Source organism: Planomonospora sp. ID82291, from assembly GCF_015711645.1.
In the GTDB taxonomy this organism is placed as follows: Bacteria; Actinomycetota; Actinomycetes; order Streptosporangiales; family Streptosporangiaceae; genus Planomonospora.
On record NZ_JABTEX010000001.1, the window covers coordinates 1,587,219 to 1,606,740 of the forward strand.

Consider the following 19,522-nt stretch of genomic DNA (forward strand, 5'->3'; position numbering starts at 1 on the left):
GATGCGACGATATATCCACATTCTGGTTCACAAGGAAGGCATTCAGCAGGGTCTACGCCACCTGGGACACATCCGCACCGGTTCTCGAACTCTAACGCACGGTTCTCACCGCCCAGCGGCAAACCCCCAGTTCTGGGCATGTGCCGAGGATCTCAGCCCGACGTGCGACGTCGCCGCGGCACACTCCTCAGCGCAGCCGGCGGGCGCACACCCGTCGACGTCGCCGCGGCACACCCCTCAGCGCAGCCGGCGGGCCGCCTCGGTCGCCCAGTAGGTGAGGATCAGGTCGGCCCCGGCCCGGCGGATCGCGACCAGCGACTCCATGATCGCCCGATCCCGGTCGATCCAGCCGTTCGCCGCCGCGGCCTCGATCATGGCGTACTCGCCGCTGACCTGGTAGGCCGCCACCGGGACGTCCACCTCGTCGCGCACCTGGCGCAGGATGTCGAGGTAGAAGAGGGCGGGCTTGACCATCACCGCGTCGGCGCCCTCGGCCAGGTCCAGCCGGACCTCCCGCAGCGCCTCGCCGACCGGGCCCGCAGGGTCCTGCTGGTAGGCGTTGCGGTCGCCGAACCGCGGCGCGCACTCGGCCGCCTCCCGGAACGGGCCGTAGAGCGCCGACGCGTACTTCGCGGAGTAGGCCAGGACCGGGACCTGCTCGAAGCCGTCGGCGTCCAGCGCGGCGCGGATGGCGGCGACCTGGCCGTCCATCATCCCGCTCGGCGCGATGACCTGCGAACCGGCCCGCGCCTGGGCCACCGCGACGGCCGCGTAGCGCTCCAGGGTGGCGTCGTTGTCGACCTCGCCGCCGGCCGTCAGCACGCCGCAGTGCCCGTGGTCGGTGAACTCGTCCAGGCAGGTGTCCGTCATCACGACCATCGCGTCGCCGACCTCGGCGACCAGGTCGGCGACCCCCTGCTGGACGATCCCGTCCGGGTCGTCGCCCGCCGAGCCGCGGGCGTCCTTCACCGCGGGGACGCCGAACAGGATCAGCCCGCCGACCCCCGCCTCGGCCGCCTCGTGGGCGGCCTTGCGCAGCGAGTCGCGGGTGTGCTGGAACACCCCGGGCATCGAGCCGATCGGGTGCGGCTCGTCGATGCCCTCCTTGACGAACATCGGCAGGACCAGCTCGGCCGGGTGCAGCCGGGTCCCGGCCGTCATCCGGCGCATCGGCGACGTACGGCGGAGCCGGCGCGGGCGCGCGGCGGGGAACTGGGCGGTCATGGTCTCTCCCTCCCCCCGGCCACGGGGTGTCATCGGCCGGAGGCCCGTTTCGGGTCTGCTCGCTGTTCGGTTGTCCCGCCGGACCGGCGGTCGCGCCGCGGACGCCACGCCTTCGGCGCCCACACGCGTTCGGCGCCCACGGCGTCCTCTTCAGGCTACGCGGTCCGCCCGTGGTCCGCCCCGGGCTCGTCCGGGGCTCACTTGGGACGCCGCCGGGCTCCCCGCCGGGTCTGGGAGGGCCGGCGGGGGACCTCCCCCGCCGCGAGGGCGGCCTGCCGGAGCTTCGCACCGTACTCCGCCAGCCCCGACGCCAGGGCCGAGGCGGACGCCGTGTCGGCCATGACGTCGACCCGGAGACCGAACTCCTCCGCCGTCTTGGCGGTCTGCGGACCGATCACGGCGATGACCGTGACGGTGTGCGGCTTGCCGGCGATGCCCACCAGGTTGCGCACCGTGCTGGAGGAGGTGAACAGCACCGCGTCGAAGCCGCCGCCCTTGATGGCCTCCCGGATCGGTGCGGGCGGCGGCGCCGCCCGCACCGTCCGGTAGGCGGTGACGTCGTCGCACTCCCAGCCCAGCTCGGTCAGGCCCGCGACCAGCGTCTCGGTGGCGATGTCGGCCCGCGGCAGCAGGACCCGGTTGATCGGGTCGAGCATCGAGTCGTACGGCGGCCACTCGGCGACCAGTCCCTCCGAGGACTGCTCGCCGGTCGGCGTCAGGTCGGGCTTCACCCCGAACTCCACCAGGGCCCGCGCGGTCGCCTCGCCCACCGCGGCGACCTTCAGCCCGGCGAAGGCGCGGGCGTCCAGGCCGTACTCCTCGAACTTCTCGCGCACCGCCTTGACCGCGTTCGCGCTGGTGAACGCCACCCACTCGTAGCGTCCGGTGACCAGGCCCTTGATCGCCCGGTCCATCTGCTGCGGGGTGCGGGGCGGCTCGACGGAGATCGTCGGCACCTCCTCGGGCACCGCGCCGTAGGAACGCAGCTGCTCGACCAGCCCGGCGGACTGCTCCTTGGTCCGCGGGACGAGCACCCGCCAGCCGAACAGCGGCTTGGTCTCGAACCACGAGAGCCGGTCGCGCATGCCGACCGCCTCGCCGACCACCATCAGCGCGGGCTCGGTCATCCCGGCGTGCTTGAGGTCCGGCCCGATCCGCCCGAGGCTGGTCACCACGGTGTACTGCTCGGTGGTGGTGCCCGCGCTGCTGATCGCGACCGGCGTCGAGTCCGGGCGGCCCGCGGCGATCAGGGCCTTGCCGATCACCACGGCCTCGGAGATCCCGTTGTAGATCACCAGCGTGCCGGCGCCCGCCGCGTGCGCGCTCCAGTCGCCGACCATGGTCGCGTCCACGACGCGGAACTCGGGCACCGACACCGCGGCGGGGATGCCCGCGTAGGTGAGCACCGCCGTCGCCGGGGGGACGCCCGGCACGATCTCGAAGTCCACCTCCGCCGCCGCGCAGGCCGCGACCTCGTCGGTGATCGAGGAGAAGAACATCGGGTCGCCCGCGCAGAGCCGGACGACGCCCCGCCCGGCCTTGGCCGCGGCGACGGCCTTGGCGGGAGCACCCTCCTCGGCGGCGTCGACCACCTCGACGCCCTCCCGGCAGTGGCGCAGGAGCGGGCCGTACGCCTCCTGGTCGAGCACGACGGCGTCGGCCCGGGAGAGCAGGTCCGCCCCGCGTAACGTGAGCAGGCCCTCGTCGCCGGGTCCGGCGCCCACGAAGGCGACGAAACCGGCCGGGTGCTCGAAAGTGGTGCTTCCGGAGCTCACTGCGGCTGCTCCCCCATCAACGTGCCGGCCCCTTCGGCGATCATCTCGGCCGCGAGGGCGCGACCGAGATCCATGGCCGTCGAAGAGGAACCGGCGGTGGACTTGCGGACCGCGCGTGCGCCATCGACGGCGATGACGGCCGCGGTCAGGTTCAGATCCTGCCCGGTGACGACCGAATGCGCACCCACCGGAGCCGCGCATCCCGCCTCCAGCGCGTTCAGCACGGCCCGCTCGGCGGTCACGGCGGCGCGGGTGGCGGCGTCGTCGAGCACGCCCAGCAGGTCGGCCAGGTCGGCCCGGTCGGCCCGGATCTCCACGGCCAGCGCGCCCTGCCCGGGGGCGGGGAGCATCTCGTCGACCTCGAAGAACTGCGCGATCTCGGCCTCCCGGCCCAGCCGCCGGAGCCCCGCCGCGGCCAGCACGACGCCCTGCAGCTCGCCGGAGGCGACCTTGCCGATCCGGGTGTCGGCGTTGCCGCGGATCGGGACGTACTCCAGATCGGGGCGGAGCGCCCGGAGCTGGGCGATCCGGCGCGGCGATCCGGTCCCGACCTTCGAGCCCGACGGCAGGTCGGCCAGCTTCGCCCCGGCCACCAGCGCGTCGCGGTGGTCGTCGCGCGGCGGGATCGCGACCAGGGCGATGCGCGGGTCGGGGGCGGTGGGCAGGTCCTTCAGCGAGTGCACCGCGAAGTCGACCGCGCCCTCGATCAGTTTGTCGCGCAGCGCGCTGACGAAGACCCCGGTCCCGCCCATCTGGGCCAGGTCGCCCTTGGTGACGTCGCCGAAGGTGGTGACGCCGACGAGCTCCACGGCCCGGCCGGTCAGCTCGGTCAGCCGCGCCGCCACCAGTCCGGACTGCGTCGTCGCCATGGGGCTCCGACGCGTCCCCAGTCTCAGGGGTCCCGTCATCGGTCCACCTCCATGTCGAGCTCCATGTCGATCGTCTCGACGCGTCTCACCGCGTCGGGCACCTTCGGGTCCAGGTCGAACAGTTCGCGCAGCGCTTCCGCATAATGATCGCCCGCCGGCGACGCCGCGAGCCGTTTGACACGCACGGTGGGTTCGTGGAGCAGCTTGTCGACCACGCGCCTGACCGTCTGTGCGACCTCGTCGCGGACGCGGCCCTCGATCTCCGGCACGCGGGAGGCCAGCCGCCCGAGCTCCGCCTCGACCACGTCGGCGGCCTTGCTCCGCAGCGCGACCACGGTCGGCGTCACGCGCGCGGCCCGCTCGGCGCCCAGGTAGGCCGCGACCTCCTCGGAGACGATCGCGCGCACCGCGGCGACCGCCTCGGCCCGGCCTCCGTCGTCGATGCCGGCGATCTCGCCGTTCTGCATGGACTCCAGATCGACGAGCGTGACGCCGGGCAGGCGCCGTACGGCGGGGTCCACGTCGTGGGGGAGCGCGAGGTCCAGCAGGAACATCCGCCGGGGGGTCACCATGTCCGCGGTGACGACCACGTCGGCGGCGCCGGTGCAGGAGACGACCAGGTCGGCTCCGGCGAGCTCGGCGGCCAGGTCGGCGAACTCCGCGGCCCGGCCGCCGACCGTCTGCGCCAGCCGTACGGCGCGCTCGTGGGTCCGGTTGACCACGACGATGTCGGTGACGCCCGCCCGCCGGAGGGTCGCGGCGGACAGGGCGCTCATCGAGCCGGCGCCGACCACCAGGGCGCGCAGGCCCTGGATCGGGCCGAGCTCGCGTTCGGCGAGACGCAGGCCCACGCCGACCAGGGACGCTCCGGCGCGGTCGATGCCCGTCTCCGCGTGCGAGCGCTTGCCCACCCGCAGCGCCTGCTGGACGAGCTCGTTCAGCGTCGGGCCGAGCGTCCCCTCGTCCTGGGCGAGCCGGAGCGCCTGGCGGACCTGGCCGAGGATCTGCCCCTCGCCGACCACCATCGAGTCCAGGCCCGCGGCGACCGAGAACAGGTGCTCGACGGCCCGGTCCTCGTAGTGCACGTGCAGATGGGCGACGAGCTGCTCCACCGGCACGCCGGAGTGCACGGCCAGCAGCGCGGTGACCTCGCTCACCACCGCGTGGAACCGGTCCACGACGGCGTAGACCTCGACCCGGTTGCAGGTCGAAACGATCATGACTTCCGCGACGCAGTCGTTCCGCTGGACGTCGTGGAGCAGCTTGGCCAGCGCGTCCCCGGAGACGGACACCCGTTCCAGGAGCGCCACGGGCGCCGTCCGGTGGCTCAGGCCGATGACGAGGAGGCTCATGCGCGCCTCCCCCGCGGCGATCGGCGGTCCGCGGGCGCGCCGTGCCGGCCGGCCGGCCTCCGCCCGTGTTCTCTCGTCCTCTGTGAAATCACAGGTCCACCGCCTCGGGCCATTCGTCGGCCATCGCGGGCCCCCCAGTCATCCGATCCGTCTTGCGCTGCTCGTGGAACGCGAGGATCTGCAGTTCGATCGACAGGTCGACCTTACGGATATCGACCCCTTCAGGCACGGAAAGCACGACGGGGGCGAAGTTCAAGATGCTGGTCACTCCTGCGGCGACGACCCTGTCGGCCACCTGCTGGGCCGCCGCGGCCGGCGTCGCGAGCACCACGATCGACACTCCTCGCTGCCCTATCACGGCTTCCAGTTCGTCGATGTGCTCCACATTCAACCCCGCGATGTGGTCGCCCACCACTTCGGGGTCGGCGTCCAGGAGCGCGGCGACCCGGAACCCGCGGGAGACGAACCCCCCGTAGTTGGCGAGCGCCCGGCCGAGGTTGCCGACCCCGACGATGGCCACCGCCCAGTCCTGGGTCAGGCCCAGCTCGCGGGAGATCTGGTAGATGAGGTATTCGACGTCGTAGCCGACCCCGCGCGTGCCGTAGGAGCCCAGGTGCGACAGGTCCTTGCGCAGTTTCGCCGAGTTCACCCCCGCGGCGGCGGCCAGGTCCTCCGAGCTCACCGTCGCCAGCCCCCGCTCGGCCATGCCGTTGAGCGCTCGCAGGTAGAGCGGCAGCCGGGCGACGGTCGCCTCGGGAATGCCACGCTCACGAGGTTGGGACGGACGGCGGATCACGTGCCGGAGCTCCAGGGGGGACAGGCGGCCGGCGCGGCCCGGACGCGACGGATGACGAGGTGAGGCCACTGTCATCCAGGTTAGTCCCTTTGTGAACCCATGCACAAAGTGGGAGCACGGCTGTGTCCAAGCCGACAGCGTCCGAGCCGGCGGCGCTCACGGCGGCACTGACAGCGGCGCTCACGGCGGCGCTCACGGCGGCGCTCACGGCGGCGCTCACGGCGGCGCTGCGGGTCGCGGTTCGGGAGCCGGTGGCCGGGGGATCGGTTAGCGTGGCGGCATGGCACCGCAGGATCACCGCATCACGCTGCTCGGCAAGCCCGGATGTCACCTGTGCGACGACGCGCGAGCCGTCGTCGAGCGGGTCGCCACGGAGCTGGGCGTCCCCTGGGAGGAGCGCGACATCACCGCCTCCGAGGAGGACCACGCGACGTACGGGGAGATGATCCCGGTGACCCTCGTCGACGGCGTCCAGCACGACTTCTGGCGTGTCGACGAGGACCGCCTGCGCGCCGCGCTCAGATCCTGAAGGCGGTCGGGAGCGGGATCACCTTCGCGGCGTTCACGTTGAGCTCGATGACGTTGGTGGCGAGCACCATGCCCTGCCGCTCGGTGACGAACCGCTCCACGTGGGGCCGGCCCTGGTGTTCGCGGTAGGCCACCTCGTCGCGGTAGAGCTCGTAGACGATGCGCTGGAGCGGAGCGGACTTCACCGAGTGGCAGGCGTAGATGAGGGTGTCGGGCTCGCTTCCGCGCACGATCTCCACCGTCTCCTCGGCCAGCCGGTCGAACGCCTCACCGGTGCCGTCGAGCAGGGTGAACACGGTGAGCAGGCCGAAGATGCTCGGTGAGACCCGGACACGGCCGTCCGGGCCGGGGGGCGTCCCGGGAGCCGCGCCGGAGCCGGAGGAGGACGGGGCGCCGAACGCCTCCTCGGCGGACATCGGGCTGCGGGCGCCGAACGCCTCCTCGGCGGGCATCGGGCGCGCGGCCCTGTCCTGCACGCCGGAGGAGGAGCCGCGCCCGCCGAACTCGTTGAGGGGGATGCTGTACTCGCCGGTCGCCGGACCGGCGACCGGAGGCACGCCGAACTCGCCCGTCGTCGGACCGGCGGCCGAGGGCATGCCGAACTGGCCGGTCCTCGGGGGCGGCTGGGTGTAGTCGTGGTCGGCCGCCGGCTGGCCCGCGAGCGGCATGCCGTACTCGCCGGCCATGAAGGTGCCGGTCGCGGGGCCGCCGAACGGGTCGTCGCCGGCCTGGCCGGGCTCGGGCCGGCGCGTCATCCGGGACGCGTAGTCGACGTCCGGTTCTCCCGCGCGGTACTCGGCGACGAGGTCGCCCAGACCGGACCGGCGCGGGGGCTGGTCGGGCACCGCGCCGGGGGCGGCACCGGAGGCGGCACCGGGAGCCGCGCCGAATCCGGCGCCCGGGACGGCACCGGGCACGGTGCCGGGGGACGCGCCGACCGGCCGTTCGGGGACCGTACGGCGGCCCGCGACCTGGACGTCCCGGGGAGGAGCGAGCCTGGGGCGCCGGTCCTCCCAGTCGTCCTCCTCGAAGTCGTCGTCCTCGTCCTCGTAGGGCGCGAGCGGGCGGAGCACGGTGTACCAGACGGCCGCGGCGGCCAGCAGGTGCAGCAGCACGATGAGCGTCCCCGGGGCCCCGAAGGCGCAGGCTCCGACGAGGGCCAGCGCGGTGGGGGCCAGGACGCCGAGCGCGTGCAGGTTGTCGGTGTCGTAGTCGTCGCCGTTGCGCCAGCGCAGGAGGGCGACCACCAGGCCGGCCACCAGGACCACCGCCACGACGGCCTGGACGGCCATGAGCAGGAAGAGCGGCGGCGGGTTCCACTGGTCGGCCGCGACCGGGAGGGTCGTGGCGAACTTCTTCTCCTGCCGGACCGGGTCGACGAGCAGGATCACCAGCCCGACGACGGTGAGGCCGGCCCCCGGCAGCCAGGCGCCGAACCGGACGGCGGGCTTGCGGGCCAGGAGCCGGACGACGCCGACGGCCAGCCACAACGGCGCCAGCAGCGATCCGGTCACCTGGTAGATCCGGAACGTCAGCGCTCCGAACCCCAGGATGTGACCCGCGGCCATCACTCCCAGTGACACGCACAGCGCCGCCGTGGCAACGCTCCAGGCGACCAGCCATCCGGTGGGCTCGGCGCGGAGCCGGTTGACGAGGGCGCCCGTGGCGACGGCGGCGAGCAGGGCTCCGGCGAGCGCGATGACAGCGACGAGGACTTCCATGGTGTCTCCAATGCTGCCGGACATTACCCTTCGACCGGTAGCCGGGCTCGTTCCCGGCCGCCTGACCCGGTCCCGCGGAGAAGAACCGGCCCCACACCGTATCCGGCGACTACCGCCAGTCACGACGATACGAAGTGGATTGTGGAATTTCCTGATGATTCCTAGAGTGGGCGGGCACGCCGCACCCTTCCTCCCCAGGGATACCGGATGCCAGATACGTGGCCATTAGCCGGGCCCCTCCCGACCGTCACCGGGGTGGCCCAGCCTGTCCGCACCAACGATCCCGCTGTGCGCGAGGACGCCTCCGAGGAGCTGAGGAGACTCGTCCTCCGCGCCAAGACAGGAGACACGGAGGCGTTCGGCACGCTCTACGACCGCTATCTCGACCTCGTCTACCGCTATATCTATCTCCGGGTCGGATCCCACCCGCTCGCCGAGGATCTCACGAGCGAGACCTTCCTCCGCGCGCTTCGCCGAATCGCCGACTTCACTTGGCAAGGCCGTGACTTCGGAGCCTGGCTCGTGACCATCGCCAGAAACCTCGTCACCGATCATTTCAAGTCGGGCCGCTACCGGCTCGAGGTCACCACGGCCGACGTGTTCGAGACCCCGCTCGACGGCCCGCACATCCCGGAGAACGCCGTCGTCACCGCGATGGTCAACGACCGGGTGCTCCGCGCCGTCCGCGCGCTCCGGCCCGAACAGCAGGAGTGCGTGGTCCTGCGGTTCCTGCACGGCATGTCCCTGGCCGAGACCGCCCTCATCATGGGCAAGAAGAGCGGTGCCATCAAAGCCCTGCAGTTCCGTGCGATCCGGGCGCTCGCCCGGGCGCTCCCCGCGGACCTCGGCTGAGGGCGCCCATGGCTGCGGACCCGGCGACCGCCGTCCCGGGACACCGCGTAACTCGCCCCGCCCGGCCGTCGTTAGGCAGATGAGCGATGGGTCATCTTCCGGGGGCGGCAGGGAGCATTCATGGGTAAGTGGCTGCCCCGGATCTCACGCAGGTCCCGGGTGCGCGCCCGGCACCGCGTGTCGGGGCTCGGCGCCCGGATGCCGGGCGCCGCCCCCCGGCCGGAGTTCAGGGCCGAGCTCCGCGACCGCCTGGTGCGCGCCGCCCCCGGCCGGGACCCCCTCCCCGAGCCGGTCCCGGTGCGGCGGGCGCGCCGGGCCCGGCGCGCCCGCCGGGTCCGGCTGCTCCCCCAGCTGCTGAGCGGCGCACTGGCCGTGGGCATGGTGGCCACCGGCCTGAGCACCTACGGGTCGGTGCCCGGCGACACGTTCTACCCGCTCAAGCGCGCCGCGGAGAACACCCTCCTGCGGCTGAGCACCGACGACGCCGAGCGGGCCGACCGCGGCCTGCAGTCCGCCTCGACCCGCGCCGACGAGGTCGAGGCCCTGCTCGGCTCCGCCGCCCAGGGCGGGGAGAACCTGGTCGGGCAGACCCTCCAGGCGATGGAGGACACCACCCGCTCGGCGGTCACCTCCCTGACCCGGGTACGGCGCCGCGACACGGAGGGCGCCCAGGAGGTCACCGGGCACCTCGAACGCTTCGTCCGCAAGCAGCGCGACCAGATCGAGGGGATGCTCCCCAAGATGGACGAGGAGGACCAGCGCAGGGCCAGCGGCTACCTGAACTACATCGAAGGCCTGGCGCCGCCCGGGTGACCGCCCGGATGACCGGCCGGGTGACCGGCCGGTGAAACGCCGCTGAAACGCCGCCGTCCGGCTCGGCGTACACCGGCCGCACCGGTGCGCTCCGGTTAAGCTGAGGTGCTATGAAGCGGCTGATACGACGGCGGAGCGCGGCGGAGACGGCCGGAGAGGTGGCGGCCGCGGCGGCCGTCGCCCTGCCGATGGCCGAGCCGGATCCGACCGCCGCCGCCTTCTTCGACGTCGACAACACCATGATGCGCGGCGCCTCGATCTACCACTTCGCCCGGGGCCTGGCCTCGCGCGGGCTGTTCACCACCAAGGACCTGGTGAGGTTCGCACTCGGGCAGGCCGTGTTCCGCGTCCGCGGCGACGAGAACCCCGAGCACATCGCCGAGGCCAGGGAGACCGCGCTGGCGTTCGTGGCGGGCAGCAGGGTGGAGGACATCGTCCGCCTCGGCGAGGAGATCTACGACGAGGCGATGGCCGACCGCATCTGGCCCGGCACCCGCGCCCTGGCGCAGAGCCACCTCGACGCCGGTCAGCGCGTCTGGCTGGTGACCGCCACCCCGATCGAGCTCGCCCGGGTGATCGCCCAGCGCCTCGGCCTCACCGGCGCCCTCGGCACCGTCTCCGAGACCGTGGACGGCGTCTACACCGGCCGGCTGGTCGGCGATCTGCTGCACGGCCCCGCCAAGGCGGAGGCCGTACGGGCCCTGGCCCGCAGGGAGGGTCTCGACCTGAGCCGCTGCTTCGCCTACAGCGACTCGGCCAACGACCTGCCGCTGCTCTCCCTGGTCGGCCACGCCGTCGCGATCAACCCCGACGCCGAGCTCCGTGACCACGCCCGGGAGAACGAGTGGGACGTCAAGGACTTCCGCACCGGGCGCAGGGCCACGATGATCGGTCTGCCCATCGCCGCCGGGGCCGGCGCCGTGGCGGGCGGCGTGGCCGCCGCCATCGCACTGCGCCGCCACTACCGCTCGTCCTGACGTCCTCCCGCGCTCCCGGCGCCCTCCCGCGATCCTCCCCCGCGCCCTACGCTCCCGGCGCCCTCCCGCGATCCTCCCCCGCGCCCTACGCTCCCGGCGCCCTCCCGCGGCCCTCCTCCACGCCCCGCGGCCCGTCCGGCGCGGCCCCCTCCCCGGCCGCTCCCCGCGCCGCCGCACGGCCCAGAGCCCGGTCGAACAGGCCCGACAGGGCCGCGTTCACGGCCTCGGGGCGCTCCAGCCCGATCATGTGGCCGGCGCCGGGGACGACCTGGAGCCGGGCGCCGGGCACGGCCTCGGCGATGCGGTGGCTGTGGACCTTCGGCGTCAGGCGGTCGCGCGCGCCGACCATGACGAGGGTCTCCACCGAGCCGAGCGCGGCCAGGGCCGTGCTCTTGTCGTGGACGAGGAAGTCGTTGAAGAAGCCGACCATGACCTCGGTCGGCGTGGCGGCGGCCATCTCGGTGACGAACCGCACGTGGTCGCGGCGCGCGCCGGGCCCGAAGGCGACATAGCGGGTCACCGGCAGGTTGGTGCGCGTCTTGAGGGCGACGCTGCGGTCGATGAGCTCCGCGCGGGCGCGCAGACGGTCGAACACGATCGGGGTGACGACGGGGGCGAGCCGGCCGACCGGGCCGGGCAGTCCGAACGTGCTCTCCCGAAGCCGCCCCGACGAGGTGCTGAGCAGCGCCGCCCCCACCACGCGCGACGCCAGCAGGCCGGGGTGCCGCTCAGCGAAGGCCATGATCGTCATACCGCCCATGGAGTGCCCGACCAGGACCACCGGCAGCCCCGCGGGGACGGCCTGCTCGATCACCGCGGCCAGGTCGTCGCCGAGCCGGTCGACGGTGCAGGCGTCCGGTGCCCCGGCCGCCGAGCCGCCGTGCCCCCGCTGGTCGTAGAAGACCAGGGTGGCCCGGCCCCGGAAGGCCTCCCGCTGGAAGTGCCAGCAGTGCCGGTTCATGGTCCAGCCGTGCGCGAACACCACGGCGAACTCCGGGGATCCGGCCTCCTCGATGTCGACCGCGAGCTGGACGCCGTCGTCGACGGTGACGGTGACCGGCCGTCCCCGGTGCCCGCCGAGCGCCGCCTGGGAGCGCCCCCGGCTCCGGCGCCGCCCGGCCGCGCCCAGCGCCACCCCCACGGCCAGTCCGGCGAGCGCGGCCCTCGTCGCGGTACGGCGTGCGGCCATGGCCCCTCCCAACGTCCAAGGTTCTCTACCGAGCACACGATATCGGTCGAAAGCGCCCGCTGTTAGACGGCTTGCCCAATAAAAAAACGCCGCCTCGGCCCTCACCGGCGCACAGGCGGGCAGGCGGGCAGGCGGGCAGGCGGGCACGGTATCCCGTCAGCGCTCAAGGCCCCTGACCGCCGACGAGGGCGCGGTCCGACCGCAGGACTCATGGTCCGCAGACCCGGAGTGCCCACTCACCAGCGGCTACCGGGTACCGAGGCTGCCACCGTGGCCTGTCCGAGGTTGACCCGGTTGCTCCATCAGAGGAACGGCGGGAAGGCGTGGCCCCGCTGCAGGCGCAGCTCGTTCAGCTGCTGCTGGATGACCTCGCGCACGTGGTCGGTGAGGTTGAAGACCAGCATCGGGTCGTCGGCCTCTGCGGGGTCGCACTCGTCGGTCCGGATGGGCTCTCCGAAACCGATCAGCCACTTGGACGGGAGCGGGACCAGCCCCAGCGGGCCGAACCAGGGGAACAGCGGCGTGACCGGCAGGTACGGCAGGCCGAGCGCCCGGGCCAGGAAGCGCAGGTCGCCGATCTTCGGGTAGATCTCCTCGGCCCCCACGATCGCGCAGGGCACGATGGGGACCCCGGCCCGGATCGCCGAGGCGACGAACCCGCCCCGGCCGAAGCGCTGCAGTCGGTAGCGCTCGGAGAACGGCTTGCCGACGCCCTTGAACCCCTCGGGGAAGACCCCCACGAGCTCGCCCTTGCGCAGCAGGCGGTCGGCGTCCTCGCGGCAGGCCAGCGTGTGCCCGGTCTTGCGGGACAGGTGGCCGAGCACCGGGAGCCGGTAGACCAGGTCCGCACCGAGCAGGCGGATCGCCCGCCGGTCGGGGTGGTCGTCGTGCAGGGCCACCTGGAGCATGAGCGCGTCGACCGGGACCGTACCCGAGTGGTTGGCCACGACGAGCGCGCCCGAGTCGCCCGGGACGTTCTCCACCCCGACCGTCTCGACGCGGAACCAGTGCCGGTAGAGCGGGCGGATCAGCTCCAGCAGCACCTTGTCGGTCAGCTCGGCGTCGAAGCCGAACTCGTCGACCTCGTACTGCCCGGTGAGGCGGCGCCGCAGGAACGCCAGCAGCTCGGCCAGGCGCCGGTCCCCGTCATCGCCGTCGTTCCCGCCGTCGCCCCACGGATCGTGGCGGTCGCCGGCGGCGTACGGCCCACCCGGCTCCCACCGCGGCCCGTGATCGGAGCGGTCCCGAGACGGCCCGTGATCGGAGCGGCCCCGAGACGGCCCGTGGGCGGAGCGGCCCCGGGAGATGGGGATGACCCGCGCCTCACGCGGTTCACCGTGCCGTCCGCCGTGCGGTTCGCCGGCTCCGCCCGCCGTCTCGCTCATCTCGTCACCATACGGGAGAGCGCGCCCAGCGCGGCGGCGGGGAGCCCTCCGCTCGGACCCCGGGTCCGCAGGAAGTCCTCGAAGGCGGCGCCCGTGGAGAACTTGGGCCGCCACCCGAGCGTCGCGGCCAGCCGCGTGCCGTCCACCGCGCGGCCGTGGCACATGAGCCGGAGCTGTTCGGGGGAGAAGTTCACCAGCCCCGCGCTCCGGGCGAGTTCGCCGAGCAGGCCGAAGGCCGGGGAGGGGACGGGCACCGAGAGCAGCCCGGCCCGCCGCAGGCACTGCGACAGCAGCAGCACGCCGTCCCCGGCCGCGTTGAACGTGCCCGGGTGGTCCTCCGTCGCCATCCGGCGCAGCACCTCGACCGCGTCGTCCTCGTGGACGAACTGCAGCCGCGGGTCGAAGCCGAGCACGGTCGGCAGCACCGGCTGGGAGAAGTAACGGGTGAGCGGCGAGTCGACGCCCGGTCCCATGAAGTTGGCGAACCGGACCATCGACACGGTCACGTCCCGGCGCCGCCTGGCGAAGCCGCGGACGTATCCCTCGACCTCGGCGGCGTCCTTGGCGTACCCGTGGGCGGGGGGCTCGGCCGGCTCGGCGTCCTCGGTGAAGACGGCCGGATCCCGCGGAGACGAGCCGTACACGGCCGTGGTGGAGCGCACGACGACGCGACGGACCGTCGCGGACCGCTGACAGGCACCGAGCAGTTGCATGGTGCCGATGACGTTGTGCTCCTTCATGAGCGCACGGCCGCCGCTCCTCGGGGGAGAGCTCACCAGGCCCACGTGGACGACGGTGTCGATGTCGGCGGCCGCGATCACCTGGGCGATGTCGGGGCTGCGCAGATCGACGCGGACGAACTCCGTCCGGCCGAGAGGTACGCCGCCATCACGTGAGAGCGAGGGCGGCGGCACCGTGTCTACTCCGATGACCCGGCCGATGTCCGGGTCAGCCGCGAGAACGCTCGCCACTCGGGCGCCGATGTGGCGCGAGACCCCGGTGACAAGCACGGTGTGGGTCATCGACGCCTCGCAGGTCCGCGTTGCTACTTCTTGTTACGCCGCTGGATACGGGTCTTCTTCAGAAGCTTGCGGTGCTTCTTCTTCGCCATACGCTTACGGCGCTTCTTGATCACAGAGCCCACGGGACCCCCAGGTAGCTGGTAGCCGAATTGCAAACCGGCGTGCGGGCGCACACCGGGTCAACAGACTACCGGCGATCCGCGGTGGATCGCCCGCAGGCCCGGGGTCCCGGGCATCGGAACCCACGGCGCAGCCCTCGCGCCGCTACGTCACGGGCACGATCGCGGGCTCCGGGGACCGGAGGACCGCGGAGCCGACCGGCCCCGCGGGACCGTTCCCGCGGCGCCCGGTGAGGCGCGGGCCCGCCCCGCCGCCGGGTTCACCCGGGGGGCACGGGCCCACGGTCGCTTCAACCCGCCTCGATGTACGCGTCCCGGAGATAGTCGTGCACCGCCTGCTCCGGCACTCTGAAGGACCGGCCGACCCGGATGGCCGGCAGCTCACCCGAGTGCACGAGCCGGTACACCGTCATCTTGGACACCCTCATGACCGTGGCCACCTCGGCCACCGTCAGGAACTTCACCTCACTGAGAGGTCTTTCGCCTGCACCCATCGGACGCCTCTTCCGCACGTGTTTCCGGGTTATCCCCACTGGTGCCATCGCTCACGCACGTCTACTGCCGTCAGCGTAAGTCGGGACTCCGAACACGCAAACCCCCTATTTTCCCAACGTTCGGAATCACATGTCGGCAGAACGGAGAAACTCGCTGGCCAACAGCCGGACCGGCCCTCGGATCCGATCGTGGAACGGGCCAACCGTCTCCCATAAGAGTCGCCCGCCCTCACCGAAAAGTTGGCACGGGACCGGCGAGCCCCGGGGAATGCAGGCGCGAAAAGCCGGTATAAGGACGGCCGGATCCGGCGTCACCCTCGTCTCAGAGGGCGCTCACGACCCGTGCGACCAGATGCGCGGTCAGCGGAGCGTAGTGCCTCGGCAGCACGTTGTCATCGAGGGGAACGGTGACCGCGATCTTCCCCTCCGCCTCGCCGACGAAGAGCGCCGGGTCGTTGCTGTCGGCGAACCCCACCGTCGGGATCCCCGCCTCCCCCGCCGCGCCGGCCCACCCGTGGTCGGCGATCACCAGGTCGGGACGCTCCTCCCCCAGCTCCGCGATCATCGCCTCCATCGGCGCCGGGTCGTGGGTGTGCACGAAGGCGCCCTTGTCGTCCAGCATCGCGACGTCGTCGAGGTAACGGATCTTGCGCCGGCGCCCGAAGCGGGGGCCGGTGTAGGACCAGTCCTCGGCCGGGGTCAGCAGCGTCGCCCCGCGCTCCCGCGCCAGCCTGGCCAGCGCCAGGTGGACGGTGAGCAGGCCCGTGGGGTGGCCGGTGGCCACCAGGATCCGCGCCCCGGCGTTCCGGAGCACCCCGGCGATCACGTCGCCCATCGCCTCGACGGCGTCGATCGTGCGGTCCGGGTCGATGGTGTCCTGCCCCTCCCGGTGGACCGGATCGGCCACGACCCCGGCGGACTCGGCCATCAGCTCCAGGACGTCCCGGTACGACCAGTCCCCGCCCAGGGTGAGTCCGAACAGGTGGTGCGGGTCCCGGTTGGCCAGGGACCGGTAGTGGTCGAGGTTGTTCTCCCTGCTGGTCGCCACGTCACCGGCGATCCGGGTGCGGACGAGGTGCTCGCGCAGGGCCGCCCGCGCCGCGGAGTTCGGGGTCGCGGCGGAGTCCGATGTCGGGGCGGGGTGCAGGGTCACGGGATCGGGTCCAGTCCGTGGAAGGGGAACACGGCGTTCCTGGTCGCCAGGATCGCCCGGTCGACCGGGTCTGCCGGGTCATAACCGGCGGCCAGCTCCGTGAATTCCGGCTTCCTGCCGTCGGTCATCGACAGCGGCGGCGTCTCGCCGGTCCGCTCCCGCACCAGCTGCCGCCAGCCCTGGGGGGTGGCGGTGGCCGGGTCGAGCGGGTGGCCGGAGACCTCGGCCAGCAGGTGGGTCCACGCCCGGGGCACCACCTGGACCAGTTCGTACCCGCCGCCGCCGGTCACGATCCACCGGCCGCCCGCGGTCTCGTGGGCCAGCTCGTGCAGCGCCGCGTAGGCGGTCCGCTGGCCGTCCAGGCTGAGCATCAGGTGGGCCAGCGGGTCCAGCGCGTGGCTGTCGCAGCCGTGCTGGGTGACCAGGACCTCCGGGGCGAACTCCCGCAGCAGCGGCGGGACCACCGCGTGGAAGGCCCGCAGCCAGCCGCCGTCGCCGCAGCCGGCCGGCAGCGCCACGTTGACCGCGGTGCCCTCGGCCCCGGTCTCGTGCGGGAAGCCCGTGCCCGGGAAGAGGGTCCGGGGACTCTCGTGCAGGCTGACGGTGAGCACCCGGGGGTCGTCGTGGAACATCGCCTGGACGCCGTCCCCGTGGTGCACGTCCACGTCCACGTAGGCGACCCTGGAGGCGCCCTGGGACAGCAGCCAGCCGATGGCCAGCGCCGGGTCGTTGTAGACGCAGAAGCCGCTCGCCGCAGCCGGCATCGCGTGGTGCAGCCCGCCCGCGACGTTCGCCGCGTGCTCGGCCTCGCCCGTCCACACCGCGCGGGCCGCGGCCAGTGTGGCCCCGGCGATGAGCGCGGAGGCCTCATGGACCCCGGCGAAGGCGGGGTTGTCCTCGGTGCCCAGCCCGGCGGCGCGGTCGGGCCGCCCGGTCGCCGAGACCCGCCGGACGGCCTCGATGTAGTCGCGCCGGTGGACCAGGGCCAGCTCGTCGTCGGTGGCGGGCGCGCAGCCGGCCAGCTCGACCGCGTCGAGCACGCCCAGCTCCCGGGCCAGCGCCATGGTCAGCTCGACCCGGACCGGCGCGAGCGGGTGCCCTGGGCCGAAGTCGTAGGCGGTGAGCGCGTCCTCCCAGACGACCCGCACGGACCGGCTCATCCGCATCCTCCTCGGCTGGTTCCCCCGGGCGACATCGGCACCGTCGACGCCGTCGGGCTCCGTCGACGATGGGGGCGACGTTACCGCACGGCCGCCGTCCCGCCGCCCTCGCGGGGCGGGACGGCCCCGGCGCGCTCCCGGCCGCCCCGGCCGCCGGACAGGATCATCCGCCCGTATCCCGACATGCCGTACTGTCGTGCCATGCGTTTGCGGGGTGTGCGCGAGGTCTGGCGGACCCTGGGGCGTTCCCGGGTGTTCGACGGCCTGCTGGCGTCCGGCGTGTGCGCGACCGACGTGACGGCGGCCCTGGCCCTCTTCCCCGCGGGCGACCCCGACCGGATCCCCGCCGTCGCGATCTCCGCCGTCGGCGCCGCCCCCCTCCTCGTACGGCGCCGCCACCCGATCGCGGTCGCCCTCACCACCCTGGCCCTCGACCTGCTCCACACCCTGCTCGGCCTGGGCGACCCCGCCATCCTGCCCAGCACGATCGGCCTCTACGGCCTGGGCCGCTACGCGGCGGGCGGACCGGCCTGGGGCATCTCCGCCGGCACCGTGGTCATGTACGCGCTGCTGTCCCTGGCGACGGCGCCGGGGCCGCTGTACTACTCCGCCGTCCCGGTGCTCCTGCCCCTGGTGTTCACCGGCGCGGGCGCGTTCTTCCGACTCCGCGGCGAGCTGCGCGAGCGCCGCCGGCAACAGGTGGCCGAGTCCGCGGTGCGCGCCGAACGCCGCCGCATCGCCCGGGAGCTGCACGACGTCGTGGCCCACCACATCACCACGATCAACGTGCTGGTCGGCGCCGGCCGTACCACCATGGCCGCCGACCCCGAACGCGCCCAGGAGGTGCTGGTCACGGCCGAGCGCACGGCCCGCGCGGCGATGACGGAGATGCGGCAGCTCCTGCATGTGCTCCGGGCCGAGGACGACGGCGAGCCGGAGGACCACTCGGGGACCGGCGCCGCCGCGCTGCCCGCCCTGGTCGAGCAGGTGCGCGGCACGGGGCTGCCGGTCGGCATGGAGGTGACGGGGCAGACCGCCCCGCTGCCCGCGGCGGTGGACCACGCCGTCTACCGGATCGTGCAGGAGGCCCTCACCAACACGCGCAAGCACGCGCCCGGCGCCCGGGTCAGCGTCCGGCTCGCCTACCTGCCCGGCGCCGTCGAGGTCGAGGTCCTCGACGACGGTCTCGGCCGCCGCCCCGGCGGGCAGCAGGGCGGCGGCTTCGGCCTGGGCGGCATGGCCGAGCGGGTGGCGCTGTGCGGAGGGCGGTTGCAGACCGGCCCCCGCCCCTCGGGGGGCTTCCAGGTCCACGCCCGCATCCCCGTCCCGGAGCCCCGGGAGCCGGCGGTCCGGATCTCCGCGCCCTGGAGCCGGGAAGCCTCGAAGGAGAACCTGTGATCACGATACTGGTGGCCGACGACCACGCCGTGGTGCGCACCGGCTTCCGCATGATCCTCGGCTTCCAGCCCGACATGTCCGTCGTCGGAGAGGCCTCCGACGGGGCGCAGGCCGTACGGCTCAGCCGCGACCTGCGGCCCGAGGTGGTGCTGATGGACGTGCACATGCCCGGGACCGACGGCATCGCGGCCACCAGGGAGATCACGCAAGACCTCCCCGGCACGCGCGTGCTGGGCCTGAGCACGTTCGACCTGGACGAGTACGTGGTGGCGATGCTGCGCGCCGGCGCCTCGGGGTTCCTGCCCAAGGACGTCTCGCCCGAGGAACTGGTCGAGGGCGTGCGGACCGTGCACCGGGGGGAGGCGGCCGTCGCGCCCCGGCTGCTCACCCGCCTGATCGGCACGTTCGTGCGCGCCCCCCGCCCCCGCGCGGCGCCCGCGTCCGGCGCGCTCGCCTCGCTCACCGACCGCGAGCGGGAGGTGCTCGTGCTCATCGCCGGCGGGTACGCCAACGGCGAGATCGCCGAGCGGCTGGCCGTCTCACCGTCCACGGTGAAGAACCACGTCACGAGCCTCTTCGCCAAGATCGGTGCGCGGGACCGCGCCCAGGCGGTGATCGCCGCCTACGAGGCGGGCCTGGTGACCCCCGGAAGGTAGGAGCGGGGTCCTACCCGCGAGGGCCGGTCGTACCGCGCT

20 protein-coding genes are annotated in these 19,522 nt (G+C 73.4%); 6 read left to right on the forward strand and 14 right to left on the reverse strand.

The genetic code is table 11. The annotated features are described in order from the left end of the window. Positions 1 to 237: 237 nt before the first annotated feature. The 5 genes from hemB to HS045_RS06990 form a co-directional block, all read right to left on the reverse strand. A complete protein-coding gene (gene hemB, locus HS045_RS06970; protein WP_196450304.1) occupies positions 238 to 1,224 on the reverse strand; it encodes a porphobilinogen synthase in 987 nt (328 codons plus the stop codon). Between the two features lie 197 nt (positions 1,225 to 1,421). Then, positions 1,422 to 2,999 carry a uroporphyrinogen-III synthase gene (locus HS045_RS06975; protein ID WP_196450305.1) on the reverse strand — a complete coding sequence of 526 codons (1,578 nt, stop codon included), beginning with the start codon at positions 2,997 to 2,999 and terminating at the stop codon, positions 1,422 to 1,424. Further along, positions 2,996 to 3,907 (reverse strand): hydroxymethylbilane synthase, encoded by a 912-nt coding sequence (gene hemC, locus HS045_RS06980; protein WP_196450306.1) that lies wholly within the window; start codon positions 3,905 to 3,907, stop codon positions 2,996 to 2,998. The genes HS045_RS06975 and hemC overlap by 4 nt, the downstream gene beginning before the upstream one ends. Beyond that, positions 3,904 to 5,220, reverse strand: a complete 1,317-nt coding sequence (locus HS045_RS06985; RefSeq protein WP_196450307.1) for a glutamyl-tRNA reductase — start codon at positions 5,218 to 5,220, stop codon at positions 3,904 to 3,906. Before HS045_RS06985 ends, hemC begins: the two co-directional genes overlap by 4 nt. Positions 5,221 to 5,308: 88 nt before the next feature. Beyond that, positions 5,309 to 6,016 (reverse strand): redox-sensing transcriptional repressor Rex, encoded by a 708-nt coding sequence (locus HS045_RS06990; protein WP_196451087.1) that lies wholly within the window; start codon positions 6,014 to 6,016, stop codon positions 5,309 to 5,311. A gap of 280 nt (positions 6,017 to 6,296) precedes the next feature. Here HS045_RS06990 and HS045_RS06995 point away from each other — a divergent pair, with 280 nt between their 5' ends. Next, on the forward strand, positions 6,297 to 6,545 hold the full coding sequence (locus HS045_RS06995) for a glutaredoxin family protein (RefSeq protein ID WP_196450308.1): 249 nt from the start codon (positions 6,297 to 6,299) through the stop codon (positions 6,543 to 6,545). On the opposite strand, the gene HS045_RS07000 is transcribed toward HS045_RS06995, so the two are convergent. Further along, the gene (locus tag HS045_RS07000) at positions 6,535 to 8,265 is read right to left on the reverse strand and encodes an antibiotic biosynthesis monooxygenase (protein ID WP_196450309.1); all 1,731 of its coding nucleotides are present in this window, start codon (positions 8,263 to 8,265) and stop codon (positions 6,535 to 6,537) included. The genes HS045_RS06995 and HS045_RS07000 overlap by 11 nt on opposite strands. A 255-nt stretch (positions 8,266 to 8,520) precedes the next feature. Here HS045_RS07000 and HS045_RS07005 point away from each other — a divergent pair, with 255 nt between their 5' ends. The 3 genes from HS045_RS07005 to HS045_RS07015 all read left to right on the forward strand — a co-directional run bounded on the left by HS045_RS07005 (position 8,521) and on the right by HS045_RS07015 (position 10,907). After that, entirely contained in the window at positions 8,521 to 9,117 is a 597-nt protein-coding gene (locus HS045_RS07005) for a sigma-70 family RNA polymerase sigma factor (protein ID WP_307827402.1), read from the forward strand. Positions 9,118 to 9,237: 120 nt separating this feature from the next. Further along, the gene (locus HS045_RS07010; RefSeq protein WP_196450311.1) at positions 9,238 to 9,930 is read left to right on the forward strand and encodes a DUF5667 domain-containing protein; all 693 of its coding nucleotides are present in this window, start codon (positions 9,238 to 9,240) and stop codon (positions 9,928 to 9,930) included. 110 nt (positions 9,931 to 10,040) lie between these two features. Continuing rightward, positions 10,041 to 10,907 (forward strand): HAD family phosphatase, encoded by an 867-nt coding sequence (locus tag HS045_RS07015; RefSeq protein WP_196450312.1) that lies wholly within the window; start codon positions 10,041 to 10,043, stop codon positions 10,905 to 10,907. A gap of 85 nt (positions 10,908 to 10,992) precedes the next feature. Here HS045_RS07015 and HS045_RS07020 read toward each other — a convergent pair whose 3' ends face one another. The 8 genes from HS045_RS07020 to HS045_RS35320 all read right to left on the reverse strand — a co-directional run bounded on the left by HS045_RS07020 (position 10,993) and on the right by HS045_RS35320 (position 17,632). Next, entirely contained in the window at positions 10,993 to 12,096 is a 1,104-nt protein-coding gene (locus tag HS045_RS07020) for an alpha/beta fold hydrolase (RefSeq protein WP_196450313.1), read from the reverse strand. A 302-nt stretch (positions 12,097 to 12,398) separates the two neighbouring features. Continuing rightward, a complete protein-coding gene (locus tag HS045_RS07025; RefSeq protein ID WP_230883464.1) occupies positions 12,399 to 13,481 on the reverse strand; it encodes a lysophospholipid acyltransferase family protein in 1,083 nt (360 codons plus the stop codon). Beyond that, positions 13,478 to 14,503 (reverse strand): NAD-dependent epimerase/dehydratase family protein, encoded by a 1,026-nt coding sequence (locus HS045_RS07030; RefSeq protein ID WP_196450314.1) that lies wholly within the window; start codon positions 14,501 to 14,503, stop codon positions 13,478 to 13,480. The genes HS045_RS07025 and HS045_RS07030 overlap by 4 nt, the downstream gene beginning before the upstream one ends. Positions 14,504 to 14,526: 23 nt before the next feature. Further along, positions 14,527 to 14,625: a 30S ribosomal protein bS22 gene (locus HS045_RS07035; RefSeq protein WP_018654693.1), complete on the reverse strand. Its 99-nt coding sequence runs from the start codon at positions 14,623 to 14,625 to the stop codon at positions 14,527 to 14,529. A 287-nt stretch (positions 14,626 to 14,912) separates the two neighbouring features. Then, positions 14,913 to 15,116, reverse strand: a complete 204-nt coding sequence (locus HS045_RS07040; protein ID WP_012887307.1) for a helix-turn-helix domain-containing protein — start codon at positions 15,114 to 15,116, stop codon at positions 14,913 to 14,915. Positions 15,117 to 15,438: 322 nt separating this feature from the next. Next, positions 15,439 to 16,269, reverse strand: a complete 831-nt coding sequence (locus HS045_RS07045) for a phosphatase (protein WP_374191361.1) — start codon at positions 16,267 to 16,269, stop codon at positions 15,439 to 15,441. Then, positions 16,266 to 17,429, reverse strand: coding sequence for an acetoin utilization protein AcuC (locus HS045_RS07050; protein ID WP_196450315.1), 1,164 nt, complete (start codon positions 17,427 to 17,429; stop codon positions 16,266 to 16,268). The genes HS045_RS07045 and HS045_RS07050 overlap by 4 nt, the downstream gene beginning before the upstream one ends. 80 nt (positions 17,430 to 17,509) lie before the next feature. Beyond that, on the reverse strand, positions 17,510 to 17,632 hold the full coding sequence (locus tag HS045_RS35320; RefSeq protein WP_255531646.1) for a hypothetical protein: 123 nt from the start codon (positions 17,630 to 17,632) through the stop codon (positions 17,510 to 17,512). Here HS045_RS35320 and HS045_RS07055 point away from each other — a divergent pair. Beyond that, positions 17,631 to 18,827 (forward strand): sensor histidine kinase, encoded by a 1,197-nt coding sequence (locus HS045_RS07055; RefSeq protein ID WP_196450316.1) that lies wholly within the window; start codon positions 17,631 to 17,633, stop codon positions 18,825 to 18,827. The two genes, HS045_RS35320 and HS045_RS07055, sit on opposite strands and share 2 nt — an antisense overlap. After that, positions 18,824 to 19,483, forward strand: coding sequence for a response regulator transcription factor (locus HS045_RS07060; protein WP_196450317.1), 660 nt, complete (start codon positions 18,824 to 18,826; stop codon positions 19,481 to 19,483). The genes HS045_RS07055 and HS045_RS07060 overlap by 4 nt, the downstream gene beginning before the upstream one ends. Positions 19,484 to 19,522: the final 39 nt, after the last annotated feature.

Excerpts from the sequence above, each read along its gene's own strand:
- hemC (WP_196450306.1), bottom strand. The coding sequence starts at position 3,907 with ATGACGGGACCCCTGAGACTGGGGACGCGTCGGAGCCCCATGGCGACG.
- HS045_RS07030 (WP_196450314.1), bottom strand. The coding sequence starts at position 14,503 with ATGACCCACACCGTGCTTGTCACCGGGGTCTCGCGCCACATCGGCGCC.
- HS045_RS35320 (WP_255531646.1), bottom strand. The coding sequence starts at position 17,632 with ATGGCACGACAGTACGGCATGTCGGGATACGGGCGGATGATCCTGTCC.
- HS045_RS07050 (WP_196450315.1), bottom strand. The coding sequence starts at position 17,429 with ATGAGCCGGTCCGTGCGGGTCGTCTGGGAGGACGCGCTCACCGCCTAC.
- HS045_RS06985 (WP_196450307.1), bottom strand. The coding sequence starts at position 5,220 with ATGAGCCTCCTCGTCATCGGCCTGAGCCACCGGACGGCGCCCGTGGCG.
- HS045_RS06995 (WP_196450308.1), top strand. The coding sequence starts at position 6,297 with ATGGCACCGCAGGATCACCGCATCACGCTGCTCGGCAAGCCCGGATGT.
- HS045_RS07020 (WP_196450313.1), bottom strand. The coding sequence starts at position 12,096 with ATGGCCGCACGCCGTACCGCGACGAGGGCCGCGCTCGCCGGACTGGCC.
- HS045_RS07025 (WP_230883464.1), bottom strand. The coding sequence starts at position 13,481 with ATGAGCGAGACGGCGGGCGGAGCCGGCGAACCGCACGGCGGACGGCAC.
- HS045_RS07055 (WP_196450316.1), top strand. The coding sequence starts at position 17,631 with ATGCGTTTGCGGGGTGTGCGCGAGGTCTGGCGGACCCTGGGGCGTTCC.
- hemB (WP_196450304.1), bottom strand. The coding sequence starts at position 1,224 with ATGACCGCCCAGTTCCCCGCCGCGCGCCCGCGCCGGCTCCGCCGTACG.
- HS045_RS07015 (WP_196450312.1), top strand. The coding sequence starts at position 10,041 with ATGAAGCGGCTGATACGACGGCGGAGCGCGGCGGAGACGGCCGGAGAG.
- HS045_RS07040 (WP_012887307.1), bottom strand. The coding sequence starts at position 15,116 with ATGGGTGCAGGCGAAAGACCTCTCAGTGAGGTGAAGTTCCTGACGGTG.
- HS045_RS07010 (WP_196450311.1), top strand. The coding sequence starts at position 9,238 with ATGGGTAAGTGGCTGCCCCGGATCTCACGCAGGTCCCGGGTGCGCGCC.
- HS045_RS07000 (WP_196450309.1), bottom strand. The coding sequence starts at position 8,265 with ATGGAAGTCCTCGTCGCTGTCATCGCGCTCGCCGGAGCCCTGCTCGCC.